At 54.2% G+C, this 15,346-nt stretch carries 14 protein-coding genes and 1 tRNA gene; 10 read left to right on the top strand and 5 right to left on the bottom strand.

Annotated elements, in window-relative coordinates; translation table 11 throughout:
- The first annotated feature begins 11 nt into the window (after window positions 1–11).
- Window positions 12–85 (top strand) — tRNA-Gln (locus tag ACEVJL_RS13290).
- 208 nt (window positions 86–293) lie between these two features.
- On the opposite strand, the gene ACEVJL_RS13285 is transcribed toward ACEVJL_RS13290, so the two are convergent.
- The 4 genes from ACEVJL_RS13285 to ACEVJL_RS13270 are packed head-to-tail and all read right to left on the bottom strand — an operon-like array spanning window position 294 to window position 3,417.
- Window positions 294–1,049 (bottom strand): hypothetical protein, encoded by a 756-nt coding sequence (locus ACEVJL_RS13285; RefSeq protein ID WP_374738130.1) that lies wholly within the window; start codon window positions 1,047–1,049, stop codon window positions 294–296.
- Between the two features lie 22 nt (window positions 1,050–1,071).
- Window positions 1,072–1,674, bottom strand: coding sequence for a hypothetical protein (locus ACEVJL_RS13280; RefSeq protein WP_374738129.1), 603 nt, complete (start codon window positions 1,672–1,674; stop codon window positions 1,072–1,074).
- Window positions 1,671–2,399: a hypothetical protein gene (locus ACEVJL_RS13275; RefSeq protein WP_374738128.1), complete on the bottom strand. Its 729-nt coding sequence runs from the start codon at window positions 2,397–2,399 to the stop codon at window positions 1,671–1,673. The genes ACEVJL_RS13280 and ACEVJL_RS13275 overlap by 4 nt, the downstream gene beginning before the upstream one ends.
- A gap of 25 nt (window positions 2,400–2,424) precedes the next feature.
- Entirely contained in the window at window positions 2,425–3,417 is a 993-nt protein-coding gene (locus ACEVJL_RS13270; protein ID WP_374738127.1) for a LacI family DNA-binding transcriptional regulator, read from the bottom strand.
- A 405-nt stretch (window positions 3,418–3,822) separates the two neighbouring features.
- Between ACEVJL_RS13270 and ACEVJL_RS13265 the strand changes: the two genes are divergently transcribed.
- From ACEVJL_RS13265 to ACEVJL_RS13240, 6 genes are read left to right on the top strand one after another with little or no spacing between them, the layout of a single operon-like run.
- Window positions 3,823–4,512, top strand: coding sequence for an ABC transporter permease subunit (locus ACEVJL_RS13265; RefSeq protein ID WP_374738126.1), 690 nt, complete (start codon window positions 3,823–3,825; stop codon window positions 4,510–4,512).
- On the top strand, window positions 4,500–4,754 hold the full coding sequence (locus tag ACEVJL_RS13260) for a hypothetical protein (RefSeq protein WP_374738125.1): 255 nt from the start codon (window positions 4,500–4,502) through the stop codon (window positions 4,752–4,754). Before ACEVJL_RS13265 ends, ACEVJL_RS13260 begins: the two co-directional genes overlap by 13 nt.
- Before the next feature lie 14 nt (window positions 4,755–4,768).
- Window positions 4,769–5,656 (top strand): carbohydrate ABC transporter permease, encoded by an 888-nt coding sequence (locus tag ACEVJL_RS13255; protein WP_374738124.1) that lies wholly within the window; start codon window positions 4,769–4,771, stop codon window positions 5,654–5,656.
- Window positions 5,657–5,672: 16 nt separating this feature from the next.
- Window positions 5,673–7,376 (top strand): extracellular solute-binding protein, encoded by a 1,704-nt coding sequence (locus tag ACEVJL_RS13250; RefSeq protein ID WP_374738123.1) that lies wholly within the window; start codon window positions 5,673–5,675, stop codon window positions 7,374–7,376.
- Between the two features lie 36 nt (window positions 7,377–7,412).
- Complete coding sequence (locus ACEVJL_RS13245) at window positions 7,413–8,891, top strand: glycoside hydrolase family 32 protein (RefSeq protein WP_374738122.1); 1,479 nt, start codon at window positions 7,413–7,415, stop codon at window positions 8,889–8,891.
- Between the two features lie 16 nt (window positions 8,892–8,907).
- Entirely contained in the window at window positions 8,908–9,867 is a 960-nt protein-coding gene (locus ACEVJL_RS13240) for a carbohydrate kinase family protein (protein WP_374738121.1), read from the top strand.
- A gap of 160 nt (window positions 9,868–10,027) precedes the next feature.
- Here ACEVJL_RS13240 and ACEVJL_RS13235 read toward each other — a convergent pair whose 3' ends face one another.
- A complete protein-coding gene (locus tag ACEVJL_RS13235) occupies window positions 10,028–10,924 on the bottom strand; it encodes a LysR family transcriptional regulator (RefSeq protein WP_008980021.1) in 897 nt (298 codons plus the stop codon).
- A 163-nt stretch (window positions 10,925–11,087) separates the two neighbouring features.
- Here ACEVJL_RS13235 and ACEVJL_RS13230 point away from each other — a divergent pair, with 163 nt between their 5' ends.
- The 3 genes from ACEVJL_RS13230 to ACEVJL_RS13220 are packed head-to-tail and all read left to right on the top strand — an operon-like array spanning window position 11,088 to window position 15,197.
- On the top strand, window positions 11,088–11,537 hold the full coding sequence (locus tag ACEVJL_RS13230) for a MarR family winged helix-turn-helix transcriptional regulator (protein ID WP_008980022.1): 450 nt from the start codon (window positions 11,088–11,090) through the stop codon (window positions 11,535–11,537).
- Between the two features lie 16 nt (window positions 11,538–11,553).
- Window positions 11,554–13,293 carry an ABC transporter ATP-binding protein gene (locus ACEVJL_RS13225; RefSeq protein WP_374738120.1) on the top strand — a complete coding sequence of 580 codons (1,740 nt, stop codon included), beginning with the start codon at window positions 11,554–11,556 and terminating at the stop codon, window positions 13,291–13,293.
- Between the two features lie 17 nt (window positions 13,294–13,310).
- Window positions 13,311–15,197 carry an ABC transporter ATP-binding protein gene (locus ACEVJL_RS13220; RefSeq protein WP_374738119.1) on the top strand — a complete coding sequence of 629 codons (1,887 nt, stop codon included), beginning with the start codon at window positions 13,311–13,313 and terminating at the stop codon, window positions 15,195–15,197.
- Window positions 15,198–15,346 lie beyond the last annotated feature (149 nt).

Below are 15,346 nucleotides of genomic sequence, written 5' to 3'. Positions count from 1 at the left end.
AACAAAGAAATAGCGGGATTGTGTAAGGGTAGCACGACAGACTCTGACTCTGTTTGTGAGGGTTCGAATCCTTCTCCCGCTGCCAAAAAAAACGACTTGCAAAAGCAAGTCGTTTTTTTCTTTGTATAGACCACGAGAATACAGTCAATTGGGTAAGACTATGATGGATGCGGGCAGCCTCCATTCTCGTTTTTAACACAGCAGCCGCCTGTTGGAAACCGATCCAACGGGCGGCTGCTTTTTTTACGCTGGAATTTGTGAATGTCAAACACTGTGCTTGCGAGTGGGATTGTTTAGAAAGAAGAAGTTTTGAATTTTTCTTCAATCTCCAGTTCTTTGTTGAGAGGTTCATAAATGAAAAACTGAGACAAAAAGGTAATGTACCAAAATCCTAAAACAGGAACCAGAAGTAAGGTCCAAGGAGCAAAAAGTACGTAGATCATAGCATAGATCAGCTGCAGTACAGCGATCCCTGCCATGCGCCAGGCATATTTTGCAGTGAACAGGATGATGTTTCTCATCCGGTTCAGCGCAGTCTGGCGAAACAGGACCAACTGCGGCCAATAAAGGGAATTGAGAAGAAGAAACAGGGCGGCAGAAAACAGATACAGGGCAATAGTACCCAGCGACTGAGGCGCCGCAGACCACCAAAAGAGGGCAGCCATAAAGGCATACATGCCGATCAGCAGACCAAGAACCGCCCCCGGAAGCAAACTCTCCCGGCCGTTTTGACGCAGGCTCTTCCGCCAGGCTGTCCACCAGGACTCCGGTGCATCCCGCAGTCCCCGGAGGATCCCGTCGTAAAGTCCTGCCAGAAAGGGTCCCCAAATCATTCCACCCACAATGGAAAGGGGGATGAGGACCAGAATGCTGCTGGACAGGATGGCATACCCGATGCCTGCTGCCAAAGGAAGCGCGCCTGCTACTGTGAGCAAATTGAGTTTGATCCAGGAGAAAGCATGGCGGGAGAGAAGTTGTTTATAGCGGTTAAATCCCACCTGACGTACATCGGGATCGTAGTATGGATCCTCATGGACAAATAAACCCACAAAACTTCCACCTTTCGTTCAACTAGTTCAACGGGCTGTAATGGCAGCCGTCCAAAAACTGCAGCAGAATATCCCGTTCCTGTCCGGTAAAATCCTCCTGACAGGCCAGCTCGGCGCTGATTGCATATGTACCATAGACCGTGAACGCAGAGATTCCGCGGCTGTACGGATTGGTGTTTGAACCGCACTCATAGGCCAGCAAGGTGTACTCCTGGCCGTTGCGGGTCTCATTCCAGGTTTCTGTCACGGTATAGGTCTCCTGCTCTTTGGATATCCACTCATCCAGGTTTTGCTGGGCAAATGAAGCATCGGCGCAGCCAGCTGCAAGAAGATAGAGCTGGGCGTCATAGACCTCCACCTCCTCATTATCCTCATTGGTGTAAGCAGAGGAATCACCGGCCACCCAGGCGGCGTAGTAAATATCCTCTCCGGTCAGCACCGAGTAGTTGTCCAGCAGAGAAAATCCGTTTCCCGGTTCCTCGGCGCCCAGCACGGAACCCAGCATGGTCCAGCTGGAGTCCCAAGGTGTTCCATCGGCAGCTTGTTCAGGGTACTGGCTGCATCCGCTCAGACCAAGCAGGCCTGCCAGAAGCAGAGATATAACCCCGTATTTCCAGCGTTTCACTGGCTACTCCCCCTTGTGATAACATCCCAAAGTGCATCGCACTGTGTGGCATAAGAACAGGTGCGATCGGTCCAAAACCCGCGACGAGCCACAAAAAGCTGGTTCAAAAGCTCCTGACTGTCGCCCTGAATTTCCTGGTTCAGAACTTTTTCCGTGTACTCACCCAGAGAGAGCTGCTGGAGTGTCGGGCAGTCCGACCAGGACAGGCAGCAGCTTTCGTAGTCCTGGTCTGTTTCCTCCGGCAGACTCCCGTCCAGGCGGCGCAGGACCTGGTAGTTCTCCTGAAAAGCTGCCGGATACTCCAATAAGAAAAAGTAGCTGTCACAGGAGTCCAGGTCGGCCATCAGTCTGGTGCTGCTGGCGTAGGAGTAAACAGCACCTTCGCCTGAAGTATCACCCATTACATATTGGTTTACCCGGACTACGACCTGACCATCGCCGTCACAGTCACTTCCCAAATCTGCCAGAGCAGTTTCCAGTGCGGTGACAGTATCCTCCGGCAGAGCGGTGGAGCCTACATAGGCCACTTGATAATCGGGTGTTACTTGCCCAAAGCCCAGAGCTCTGGCTACCAGATAAATGGATGCAGCAAGCAGTCCTGCGCCCAGAAGTACATACCATTTATGGTAATACCACCAGTTTGCCCGTTTCTGCCGGGGAGTCAGTTCGACCGCCTGGTCGGGCTTCACGTCACGGTATTTCCATTTCAGATATTCACTGGCCATATGTCCTTTCCCCTCCGCAGTGAGCTCATGCTCTGTCCTGGGTGGTGCCGCCGGGGGCGTAGCTCACCGGAAGGCAGATCAGGCTGGGCAGGTCGTTTTTGTCCTCTTTTAAAAGAATATCCACACAGGTCTCAGCCAGTAAGGGAATGGGCTGGACAATCGTGGAACACTCCGGAGCGCGTCCCATGTGGATGGCTGTACCGTCAAAGCCAATGAGCTGCACGTCTTCCGGGGCGCGGATTCCCATTTCTAAAAGCATTTTTTGAATTTCCATCGTCAACACATCTGTGCAGCAGAAAATGCCGTCGTAATCCAGACAGCCCTGATGAATATGGGACTGAAGAAACTCCCGGAAGGGGGTGAGGCCGTCGCTGTCCCGCAGGTAGAGTGTGTCGTATTCCACTCCCGTACTCCGGCAAAAAGACTCAAAACCATCCCGGCGTTTGTCCGACTCACCGGCTACGGTGGAGCCGATGCGCAGGAACAGCAGCCGCCCGCAGCCCAGATCCACCAGCTTTTTGGCGGCCAGTTGTCCGCCGCCAAAGTTGTCCGAGGCCACACAGGGCACATCGGGGCTTACATAGCGGTCAAAGCTGACAAAGGGGACCTTGTCTGCCACCTGCAGGTCCGGGTTATATGTCAGGCCGATGATGCCGTCCACCTGATTTTGCTGGGCCATGTGGATATAGCGCTGTTCCGCCGCTGGATCGAAGTCGGTGATGGACAGGAACATCCGATAGCCCCGCTTAGTCAAAGCCTGGCAGAGGTTTTGAGCAAGGACAGAGAAGAAGGGATTGATAATATTAGGCAGCACCACAGCCACGGCATAGGTCCGGTTGGTTTTTAACCCCCGGGCATAGCTGTTTACCTGATAGCCAAGCCGCTCAGCCGCCTCCAGTACACGCTGGCGGTAGTCGTCTCCTACCGAGCCGTTGTTGAATACCTTGGATACCGTGCCAAGTGCCACGCCTGCCTCACGGGCCACATCTTTCATTGTCGGAGCGGAACCCCGTCTCATTTGCACCGCCGCCTCTCATAATATGAAACGTATCACAAACATTTCATGAAATTTCATGAACATGATTTCATTATATTCGTGAAACGTTTTTTTGCAAGATGTTTTTTGGATTTTTAGCCTGTTTCCAAATTTCTTTCCAGGTTGCACAAAAAATAGGATTCCTTTTTATGGAGAACAGAGAAGCGAAAAAATGACCTCCAATTGCCTTGACAGATTACAGAACAGTGGCGTATGATGAGCTTAAATTATAGTGTAACGTTTCGCACGCGTATTTGGGGCGCTCTTTTCTTCACTTGTGTGAAACGTTACACACTGTGTGCCGGTACATTAGAAGAGAATCAGAAAAGAGGGATAAAACATAGGTGCAGATGTGATACAATGATTTCAAATAGGGAGTGAGACAATGTGAGTCAACAATATAAAACCGCGGCAGGGGTCCTTGCCCCGCACAGAAAAACCCTGGGCCGCCGGATTCTGAACAACTGGCAGCTCTACCTGCTCTTATTGGTTCCGGTAGTGCTGACCATCATCTACAAGTATGTTCCCATGTACGGCATTCAAATTGCCTTCCGCGATTTTAAAGCCAGCCGGGGATATACGGGCAGCGAGTGGGTGGGACTTTATTGGTTCGAACGCTTCTTCAGTTCGCCCACCTGTGTCCGCATGATCAAAAATACCGTCCTCATCAGCCTGTACAGCCTGCTGTGGACCTTCCCCATCCCCATTATTCTGTCCCTGATCATCAATCAGCTCCGCTTCCGGCGGTATAAGCGGCTGGTCCAGACGGTACTGTATGCCCCCCATTTTATCTCCATCATGGTGGTCTGCGGTATGCTGCGCATCTTCCTGAGCCCCTCGGGCGGCCTTATTAACCTGATCTTCGGCACCAGCATCGACTTTCTCACCGAGTCCTCCGCCTTCCGCACCATCTACATCGCTTCGGGCATTTGGCAGGACGCTGGCTGGGGCTGCATCATCTATCTGGCCACCCTGGCCAACGTGGATCCCGGCCTCTACGAGGCGGCTAAAATCGATGGCGCTTCCGTGTTCCAGCGCATTAAAAATATCGCGAGCTGCTGCCCATGGCTATTTTGAACCTCATCATGGCTGCCGGCGGACTGATGAACGTGGGCTTTGAAAAGGTATGGCTCCTCCAGACCGACCTCAACAAGGCCACCAGCGATGTCATTGCTGTGTATGTCTATCAACAAGGCATTGAAAACGCCAAGTACAGCTACTCCACAGCCGTGGGCCTGTTCAACACGGCGGTCAACATCATTTTGCTGCTTATCGTCAATAAGATCGCGTCCAAGGCCTCGGACGTGGAATTTGTGTAAAGGAGGGGAAGAACATGAACAAATCGCGCGGACTGTCTGAGCGCACCAGCGATATCGTTCTGGTGGCTATCACCGCGGTGGTGCTCATCATCGTGGCCTATCCCCTCTACTATGTCCTCATTGCCTCGGTCTCCGATCCCTACGATGTGTACGCGGGCAAGACCTTCCTGTTCCCCAGCGGCTTCACCCTGGACGGATATGCGGCAGTCTTCCAGGATCCCAACATTGTCTCCGGCTTTTTGAACTCGGTGAAATACACTTTGATCGGTACCGTGTTCTCGGTGACCATGCTCTACATCACCGCCTATCCTATGGCCCAGCGTGACCTGCCCGGGCGGAAGTTTTTCAGCATCTTTTTCCTCATCATCATGTACTTTGGCGGCGGCCTGGTCCCTACCTACCTGGTGGTCAAGAGCACCGGCCTGGTGGGCAGCATGTGGTCCCTGTTACTGCCGGGCGGTGTTGCCGTGGGCAATATGATCATCGTGCGCAACTACTTCCAGAACAGTGTCCCCAAGGACCTCATCGAGGCTGCCCAGATTGACGGCTGCTCCAAGATGGGTATTTTCCTGCGTATCGTCATTCCTCTCTCCAAACCTATCTTGGCCGTTATGGCGGTTTTCTCCATGGTGGCCTATTGGAACGACTGGTTTACCGCACTGATCTATCTGGGCGGCAAAGGCTCTCCGCTGCCTCTGGTCATGCGGAATATCCTGATCAAAAGTTCCGCCTCTGCCTCTCAGGCGGCTACCATTTCCGGCGGCTATGCGGAACTGAACAAGCTCACCGAGCTGCTGAAATTCTGCTCTATGATCGTGGCGGCGGTGCCCATGCTGGTCATTTATCCCTTTGTCCAGAAGTACTTTGAAAAGGGATTTATGGCCGGCGCGGTGAAGGGCTGAGAAAGGAGAGAGAACCATGAAACAACCTTGGAAGCGGGGACTTGCAGTTTCCCTGGCGGCTGCTTTGTGCACGGCGGGCCTGTCTGGGTGCTCCAGCGGCCTGGTGAACAATGTGAACACCGGGGAGATCAACCCCAACACGGAGCAGACGGAGTTTAATATCATGGGCGGTATCTCCGCCCTGTCCAGCGGCTACGAAAATAATGAAGTGCTCAACCAGCTGCAAGAGAATGTGGGCATCAAAATCAATTGGGAGACCATGTCCGACTCCCTGGCCGAGCAGGTAAACATCCGCATCACCGGCGGCCAGTACCCCGATGCCTTTATGGGCGTGGGTTTCTCCAACTACGACCTGGCCCGGTACGGGGACGACGGCACCTTCCTGGACCTGACTCCCTACCTCACCGAGGACATCATGCCAAACCTGTGTGCCATCCTGGAGGAGCACCCGGAAATCCGGGCTGCCATCACCCAGGAGGACGGTAAGATCTACGGCCTGCCCTCCGGCGAGCAGATGACCACCGCCGGCATCGGCGCGGACATGGACGACGCCTGGTCCATCTATACTATTCCCCAGTTCAGCATGATCAACAAGGCATGGCTGGATGAGCTGGGATTGCCCGTGCCCACCACCCTGGATGAGCTCCACGACGCCTTGAAGGCATTTAAGGATAACGATATGTCCCACACCTACTATGGAAACGCAGCCGGTTCCACCATTCCCATGTCCACCGGCTTTGATGAGTGGTGCTGGGGCCAGAACATCTTTTATTCCGGCTTCGGTTTTACCAACTGGCCCAACGACGTGTGCAATGACCTGCACCTGAAAAGCGATGGTACGGTGGAGTTTGTCTGCGTCTCCGACGCTTACCGGGACTGTATGGACTATTTCCACAACTGGTACAGCGAGGGCCTAATGGATGTGGAGATGTTCAGCCAGAGCGACAGCCAGCTGATGGCCAAGTGCCAGCAGGGCTATGTAGGTGTATCCACCTGGTGGTACATTGACGAACTGATGGGGGACTACGCTGACGACTATGTGTTCCTGCCCCCTCTGTCCGGCCCGGAAGGGACCCAGTATGAGGATGTGTGCGAGATCACCATCCGCCCGGGTTCTCCCATTTCCTCCGGCCAGCTGTGTATTACCGGCAAGTGCCAGAGCCCTATCAATCTGCTGAAGTTCTTTGACCAGTGGTACGACGGGGAGACGGTGATGCAGCTGCATTACAGCCCCATCGGTGTTTACTTCACCGGCCAGGATGAAAATGGTATGTGGATGTCCATTACAGATGACGAGGCCAAAGAGAAATACGGCAAGAGCGCCGGCGAGCTGCGCAACCAGTATGAGACCTACGGTCCCAAACTGATTTTGGCGGAGTACTATCGGGATGTCTTCTACATGGAACCCAACGCCATCAATCGCCTGACCTGGCTGCAGGAGGACTGGATGCCCTATGTGAAGGACACCAGCGTCTATCCGGTAGACTGCACCTTCACCAGCATGGAAATGGAGGCTCTGGACTGGCATAAGCCGGACTTTGAGACGGCTGTGCGGGAACAGGAAGGCCTGTGGCTGAAAAACGGCGGTGAGGGCGGCGGCCCCATCACCGATCAGGAGTGGGAGGAGTACAAAGAGTTCCTGATCAAGAAATGCGGGATGAACGACCTCCTTGAGGTCTATCAGGCCGCCTACGACCGCTATACCGGAGCGGAAAATTAAGTTTAGCACTCAAATCAGATCAAAGGATGAGGTTCTATGGTTAGCACACAACTGCAAAAGGCACGAGATTTTGAAGCCCAGTATGGGCCCCATATTCCCGCGGCAGAGCGTCCCGCGTTCCACGCTACCCCTACCATCGGCTGGATGAACGCCCCCAACGGATTTTCCATCTATCAGGGGAAATGCCATCTGTTCTACCAGTATCACCCCTATTCCAACGAGTGGGGTCCCATGCACTGGGGACACCTGACCACAGAGGACTTCATCCACTGGGAGCGGCTGCCTGCCGCCCTGGCCCCCGACCAGCCCTGCGACGCCGCCGGATGCTTTTCCGGCGGCGCAGTAGAGCTGCCTGACGGGCGGCATCTTTTGATGTACACAGGAGTTCAGCGGGAGCGGGACGAAGATGGATTCCTTCGGGATGTCCAGACGCAGTGCGTGGCCATCGGTGATGGCCTCAACTATGAAAAATATCCCCTTAACCCGGTCTTGGCCAAAAGCGATCTGCCTGAGGGGGGCAGCGCGGTGGACTTCCGGGACCCCAAGGTGTGGCGAGAGCAAGACGGAACCTACTACGCCGTTATTGGCAACCGAACCCCTGACGACAGCGGTGCCATTCTCCTTTACCAAAGCAAGGATGGCCTGAAATGGGACTATGTGCGCACTTTGGATGCCTGCCACAACCAGTACGGAAAAATGTGGGAGTGTCCGGACTTCTTCCCCCTGGACGGTCGCCAGGTGCTGCTCACCAGTCCCCAGGACATGTACCCCATCGGACTGGAGTTCCACGCAGGCAACAACGCCCTGTGTCTGCTGGGGGATTACGATGGCGAGGAGTTTCACCGCCAGGCGGTCCAGGCGGTGGATTACGGCCTGGATTTCTATGCCCCCCAGACCCTTGTTGTTCCCGATGGAAGGCGGATCATGATTGCCTGGATGCAGAATTGGGCCACGGCAGGGGCAAAGCCCGCGCACTGCCGCTGGTTTGGCCAGATGACTCTCCCGCGGGAACTGTTTGTGCAGGACGGACGGCTGTGCCAGCGTCCTGTTCGGGAGCTGGATACCTGCCGGAGACAGCAGGTGCTCCATCGCAACATTCCGGTGAGCGGAGAAGTGAATCTGCCGGGAGTCCAGGGCCGAGTCGTAGATATGACGGTGACCATCCGGCCCACAGGAAGCGAGGTATACCGCTGGTTCCGCATCCATGTGGCCAAGGACGGCACCCACGACACCATTATCCGTTACCGGCCCAACGAGAGCACGTTGAAAATTGATCGTACCCGCAGTGGTTTGCCCCATGATATCGTGCATACTCGCAGCTTCCTGGTACGGCCCCAGGGAGGGGAACTGAAGCTGCGCATCATTCTGGACCGGTTTAGTGTAGAGGTTTTTGTCAATGACGGCGAGCAGGCGGCCAGCTCCGTGATCTACACCCCGCAGCAGGCCGATGCCATTACCTTTGAGGCGGGTGGCCAGGCTCTGATCGACGTAGAAAAGTACGACCTGATTGTTTAAAAAGGCGGTAGGAAGTATGAAGAAAAGCATTGATGTGGCTGCTCTGGGCGAGTTTTTGGTGGACTTTACCTGCAACGGAGCCAATGCCCAAGGCAATCCCTTCTATGAGGCCAACCCCGGCGGCGCCCCCTGCAATGTGTTGGCCATGCTGGCCAAGCTGGGTAAGCGGACGGCCTTTATCGGCAAGGTGGGAGAGGACCAATTTGGTCATCTTCTGCGCCAAGTGGGCCTGGAAGCGGGCATCTCCATGGATAGCTTGGTAATGGATGCCCACAGCCACACCACCTTGGCCTTTGTCAAAACCGCGGAAAACGGAGACCGGGACTTTTCCTTTTACCGGGATTCTGGGGCGGACACGCTCCTTACTCCGGACGAAGTGCCGGAGAATGTGATTGCCCAGGCCAAAATTTTTCATTTTGGATCCTTGTCTCTCACCGGTGAGCCGGTACGCAGCGCCACCCAAAAAGCGGTAGCTCTGGCCCAGGCGGCAGATTGTATCATTTCTTTTGATCCAAACCTGCGCCCACCTCTGTGGGATAGTTTAGAGCAGGCAAGAGAACAGATCCATTGGGGCCTTGCACAGTGTGATGTGGCTAAAATCTCCGATGACGAGCTTCTGTTCCTCACTGGAGAGACCGATTTTGATGCCGGAGCAGCCAAACTGAGGGAGCAGTTTCCCAATCTGCGCCTGATCAATGTGACTGCGGGGGCTCAGGGGAGCATCGCCTACTACCAGGGACTGCGGGTATTTCAGCCTGGGGTGACGCTGGGCGGTGTGATCGAGACCACCGGTGCGGGGGATACGTTCTGCGCCTGTGTTCTGAACTTTCTGCTGGAGCATGGTCTGGAACAGCTTTCTTCGGATGATCTGACTCAGATGCTGCGCTTTGCCAATGCGGCTGCCTATCTGGTCACTACACGCCGTGGGGCGATCCGCTCCATGCCGGAGCGGGAGCAGGTATTGGCGCTGCTGTGATTTGCCTGAGTTGATGTTCAAAGACGGAACAGCTGCGCATCTTTGCTTGGAAAATTCAACACAAAACAATTACAGGCATTCGTTCTCAGAAAAAACTAAGACGGATGCCTGCTTTTTGTTGATGCCTGCTGCATGGGCGGGATGATTGCAGCACCAGTGGTCAGGAATCGGAACGGGTTTCTGGCTGCATGCTCTGACCAAGCAAGTTTAAAAAGTATTTCAGAATGGGATTGTGATCTCCGGGAAGACAAACCGCGCCGAAGGAGAGGAGCGGCGCATCCTTCACGGGGATGTATCGCAGTTTGGACAGTCTGGCATGGGGCAGGTCGGCCATGACCGCGAAGGCGTAGCCGGTCTCCACCAGGGCGGACACCACCTCCTGGTCGTCGCAGAAGAGCACCTCGCCGGGAGCCCGGCCTCCCACTACCTGGCCCTGGAAAGCAAACAGATCCGGGGGATAGGCGGGAGGGCGGCAAGTCGCAATACGGCCTGCGGATTGAAGCTCCTCAATCGACACCTCTTTTTTGTCAGCGAGAGGGTGGCTCTGGCTGCACACGCAGACTACCGGGCACTGAACCAGAGGGTAATACTTCAGCTTTTTTGGTACAGACTTGCGGAAGGAAAACATCAAATTGACATTTCGCTCAGTAAGCAGATTTTCGATGGAGTCAAAGGGCAGCAGCCGCAGTACAGGCAGAGCCTGGGGCTGAAGCTGGCGCAGCTGCTCCAGGGCGGGGCAGAGGATGTGGAGTTCCGTGGTGTTCCGGCAGCCGATGGCGATGCGGCGGAACACCTCCTCCTTGGATTCCTTCATCCGGGCTTTGGACAACCCGCTCAGTTTTAAGATCTCACCGGCGTACTGCGTAAACAGAAACCCTTCCTGGGTCAGCCGCACGCTTTTACTGGTGCGGTGAAACAGTTTGACCTCCAGCTCATTTTCCAGGGTGTTGATCTGGTGGCTGACGGCAGGCTGGGTGATACGAAGCCGTTCTGCAGCCCGAGAGAAGTTCAAAACATTGGCTACTTCCATAAAACATTCCAGTTGTGTCGTATTCACTAAATCAGCCCCCTTAAAAATTTTCTTGTTGTTCAACAAACTTAATCTATAAAAATCTTTTATTGAATATAGCATATTTGAATTTCACACGCAAGCACATTTATGGTATAAACATTACGCAGCGAAACAGTTTCACTTCAAACAAATGAAATGAGGCAACATTATGGCAGAACTTGATCGGGAACAAATCCTGAGAGACAATCGCCGCATCTGCATTCAAATGGAGCAGTGGGCCAATGCTTCTCTGGCGCACAGAGAGCTGACCGCCATACAGGCTCAGATCCTGATGTACATCTTAAGCCGTTCGGAGCAGGGGACCTCTCTGACAGCCATCCACCAGGAGTTCGGAGGCTCCATGGCCGCCCTGTCCAGCATGGTAAAGCGGCTGAAGGAGAAGGGGTATGTGCGGGTAGAGCAGTGTGCCGGGGATGACCGGCGCAAGCTCCTGTTTGCCACGGAGAAGGCAAAGAAAACGGAAGAATTTCTTTGCCGCACCACCCGCCAGATTCGGCAGAGGCTGTACGCTTGTTTTTCCCAGGAGGAGTTAGCCACGTTGGATCGCCTGCAAAAAAAGATGCTGGGCAACCTGTCCCTACTGATTCAACAACCATAAGGAGGTATCAAAAGCTATGAGAACGGTACTGCGCCAGCTTGGCCAATACAAGCGAGATGCATTTTTCTGCATTGGATTGACCAGTCTGGAAGTGATCATGGAGATCCTTCTCCCCTTTATTACCGCGATCATCATTGACGAGGGTTTGGAAAAGGCCAATCTCTCCGTGGTATACCGCTACGGGGCATTGATGGTGGTCATGGCCTTTTTCAGTCTGATCTTCGGTGCAACCGCGGGCAAATTTGCCGCCAGCGCATCCGCTGGCTTTGCCGCTAACCTACGGGAATCCATCTATTCCAACATTCAGACCTTCTCCTTTTCCAACATTGATAAGTTCAGCGTGCCTGGACTGGTTACCCGTATGACCACCGATATCACCAACGTGCAAAATGCATTTATGATGATTATCCGCGTGGCGGTACGCTCCCCGCTGTCCTTTGTGTTCAGCTACATTATGTGTCTGATCATCAGCCCCAAGCTCAGCCTTACCTTCCTGCTGGCCGTTATTTTCTTGATCGTGGTCCTGGGAAGCATCATGGTGGCGACGATGAAGATCTTTAACCAGGTATTCCGTAAGTACGACGATCTGAATGCCAGTGTGCAGGAGAATATCTCCGCCATCCGGGTGGTAAAGGCTTTTGTCCGGGAGGACTATGAAAACGAGAAGTTTTCCAAGGCATCCTCCAACCTCTACCGCATGTTTGTCAAGGCTGAGGGTTTGTTGGCATTCAATAACCCCGCTATGATGACCGCCGTTTACTTCTGTATCATCATGATCTCCTGGTTGGGCTCTCACTTCATTGTGGGAGGCAGCATGAGCTCCGGCGATCTCACCAGCCTGTTCAGCTATGTCATGTCCCTTCTTATGAGCCTGATGATGCTCTCCATGGTGGTGGTTATGATCTCCATGTCCATGGCCAGTATTCGCCGTATCAGTGAGGTGCTGGAGGAGACCCCCGACCTGCACAACCCGGAAAAGCCTGTGATGGAAGTGGCTGACGGCTCTGTCGATTTTGACCATGTCAACTTCTCTTATAAGCACGGCAGCGGAAAGAGCGTGCTGTCCGACATTGATTTACACATCAAGGCCGGTGAGACCATCGGTGTCATCGGCGGTACCGGTGCCGGCAAGAGCAGCCTGGTAAACCTCATTTGCCGACTGTACGATGTGGATGATGGTGCGGTCAAAGTAGGCGGCCTGGATGTGCGACAGTACGACATGGAAGCCCTTCGTAATCAGGTGTCAGTAGTGCTGCAGAAAAACACCCTGTTCTCCGGTACCATTCTGGATAACCTGCGTTGGGGCAATCCCGATGCTACGGAAGAGGAATGCGTCGCCGCCTGTCAGGCAGCTTGTGCCGATGAGTTTATTGACCGCTTCCCCGACGGTTACCATACCCATATTGAGCGGGGCGGCGCCAATGTGTCCGGCGGTCAGAAGCAGCGGCTGTGTATTGCACGGGCTCTGCTGAAAAAGCCCAAGGTTCTCATCCTGGATGATTCCACTTCTGCGGTGGACACAGCCACCGATGCAAAGATCCGCGCGGCCTTTGCCCAGCGCATTCCGGGCACAACCAAGATCATCATTGCCCAGCGCATCTCCAGCGTGGAGCACGCCGACCGCATTCTGGTGCTGGACAACGGCCACATCGACGGCTTTGATACCCATGAGCGCCTGTTGGAGACCAATGCCATCTACCGGGAGATCTATGACTCTCAGGTCCAGGGCGGCGGCGACTTCGACCAGCCTGCGTGAAAGGAGGACACCCTGCTATGAATCCTAAAATGAACCGAGGCAACCCGACCCAGGTGCTCAACCGGGTGCTGCGGTATATGCTTCGCTACTATAAATTAGCGTTTCTGCTGGTGGTCCTGTGTATCCTGGTCTCTGCCGCCGCCAATGTAAGCGGCACCAGCTTTCCTCAGACATTGATCGATGACTATGTCGTTCCCATGCTCAACAGCGGTTCTACCGACTTCAGCGGGCTGTGGCAGGCAGTTGTCCGGCTGGGATGCCTGCTGGCGCTGGGTGTGGTAGCATCCTACGGCTATAACCGCATCATGGTCACCATCAGCCAGGGCACGATGCGGCACCTGCGTGATGACCTGTTCCACCGCATGGAGGCACTGCCCATTAAATATTTTGATACCCATTCCCATGGCGACATTATGTCGGTATATACCAATGATATTGATACGCTGCGCCAGCTTATGAGCCAGAGTATCCCTCAGGTAATTAACTCTGTCGTTACCATGCTGGCCACGCTGGTGGTCATGCTGCGCCTGAATCCGACGCTCACCATTATTTCTGTTCTGACCGCCGTGGTCATGATCACCGTGACTACCAACTTTTCCAAGCTGTCCGGCAAATACTATGTCCAGCAGCAGAAAAATCTGGGTATTGTGGACGGCTTTATCGAGGAGATGCTGGACGGTCAGAAGGTGGTCAAGGTGTTCTGCCACGAGCAGGCTGCCAAAGAAGATTTCCACGAGATCAACGAGGCTCTGCGGGAGAGTGCAGATAAGGCCAACCGCTATGCTAACCTCCTTATGCCGGTCAACGGCAATATTGGCTGGCTGAGCTATGCGTTGGTAGCAATCATAGGTGCGATTCTGGGTATCAACGGGATGGCCGGAGTTACCCTGGGCACAGTGATTGTCTTTGTGGGCCTGAACAAGAGCTTTACTCAGCCGATCACCCAGGTGAGCATGCAGATCAACTTTGTGGTCACTGCTGCCGCCGGTGCCTCCCGTGTCTTTGATCTTATGGATCAGGAACCGGAGAAGGACGAGGGCTATGTGGAGCTGGTCAACGCCAAAGAGGATGCCAATGGACAGCTCTCTGAGAGCACCCAGCGCACCAATGTCTGGGCTTGGAAGCATCCCCACAAGGCGGATGGCACCATCACCTATGCTCGCCTGGAGGGCGGCGTGGTCTTTGACGGAGTGGACTTCGGTTACGACGAAAACAAACTGGTCCTCCATGACATCAGTCTGTGGGCCAAACCGGGGCAGAAGATCGCGTTTGTCGGCGCCACCGGTGCAGGCAAGACGACCATTACCAACCTGATTAACCGCTTTTACGATATTGCCGACGGTAAGATCCGCTATGACGGCATCAACATCAACAAGATCAAAAAGCCGGATCTGCGCCGCTCGTTGGGCATCGTTCTTCAGGATACACACCTGTTTACCGGTACAGTACTGGAAAACATTCGTTACGGCAACCTGGATGCCACCGATGAGGAGTGTAAGACGGCGGCGAAGCTGGCCAACGCCGACGGATTTATCCGCCGTCTGCCGAATGGATATGACACCATGCTCACCGGAGATGGCGCCAACCTGTCCCAGGGCCAGCGGCAACTTATCGCCATTGCCCGTGCAGCCGTGGCTGACCCGCCGGTGCTTATTTTGGACGAGGCAACTTCTTCTATCGATACCCGTACCGAGAAGCTGGTGCAGGACGGTATGGATGCTCTGATGTGTGGGCGTACCACCTTTGTCATTGCCCACCGTTTGTCCACCGTGCGCAACGCCGACTGCATCATGGTCATGGACCAGGGGCGCATTATCGAGCGGGGCACCCATGATGAACTCATTGAAAAGAAGGGTACCTACTACCGTTTGTACACCGGAAACTTTGCGGAAGAGCCCGCTTGAGCAGAATAAAACCAAAACCCGTGGTTGTCCTGAACAGGTCCATTAAAAACGGACAATAGACAAAACACCCCCTAATGTAGGAAAATAAAAGTAACTACATTAGGGGGTATTATCATGGGCAAAAGAAGCTATACGCACACACAGATATT

The sequence above is a fragment of the Flintibacter porci genome (assembly GCF_041925195.1).
Taxonomy (GTDB): domain Bacteria; phylum Bacillota; class Clostridia; order Oscillospirales; family Oscillospiraceae; genus Lawsonibacter; species Lawsonibacter porci.
This window is presented reverse-complemented; position numbering and strand designations above follow the sequence as displayed.

Bases quoted from the DNA above. Each gene is read 5' to 3' on its own strand.
- ACEVJL_RS13250 (WP_374738123.1), top strand. From the start codon at position 5,673: ATGAAACAACCTTGGAAGCGGGGACTTGCAGTTTCCCTGGCGGCTGCT.
- ACEVJL_RS13260 (WP_374738125.1), top strand. From the start codon at position 4,500: ATGGCTATTTTGAACCTCATCATGGCTGCCGGCGGACTGATGAACGTG.
- ACEVJL_RS13255 (WP_374738124.1), top strand. From the start codon at position 4,769: ATGAACAAATCGCGCGGACTGTCTGAGCGCACCAGCGATATCGTTCTG.
- ACEVJL_RS13240 (WP_374738121.1), top strand. From the start codon at position 8,908: ATGAAGAAAAGCATTGATGTGGCTGCTCTGGGCGAGTTTTTGGTGGAC.
- ACEVJL_RS13220 (WP_374738119.1), top strand. From the start codon at position 13,311: ATGAATCCTAAAATGAACCGAGGCAACCCGACCCAGGTGCTCAACCGG.
- ACEVJL_RS13275 (WP_374738128.1), bottom strand. From the start codon at position 2,399: ATGGCCAGTGAATATCTGAAATGGAAATACCGTGACGTGAAGCCCGAC.
- ACEVJL_RS13225 (WP_374738120.1), top strand. From the start codon at position 11,554: ATGAGAACGGTACTGCGCCAGCTTGGCCAATACAAGCGAGATGCATTT.
- ACEVJL_RS13245 (WP_374738122.1), top strand. From the start codon at position 7,413: ATGGTTAGCACACAACTGCAAAAGGCACGAGATTTTGAAGCCCAGTAT.
- ACEVJL_RS13270 (WP_374738127.1), bottom strand. From the start codon at position 3,417: ATGAGACGGGGTTCCGCTCCGACAATGAAAGATGTGGCCCGTGAGGCA.
- ACEVJL_RS13230 (WP_008980022.1), top strand. From the start codon at position 11,088: ATGGCAGAACTTGATCGGGAACAAATCCTGAGAGACAATCGCCGCATC.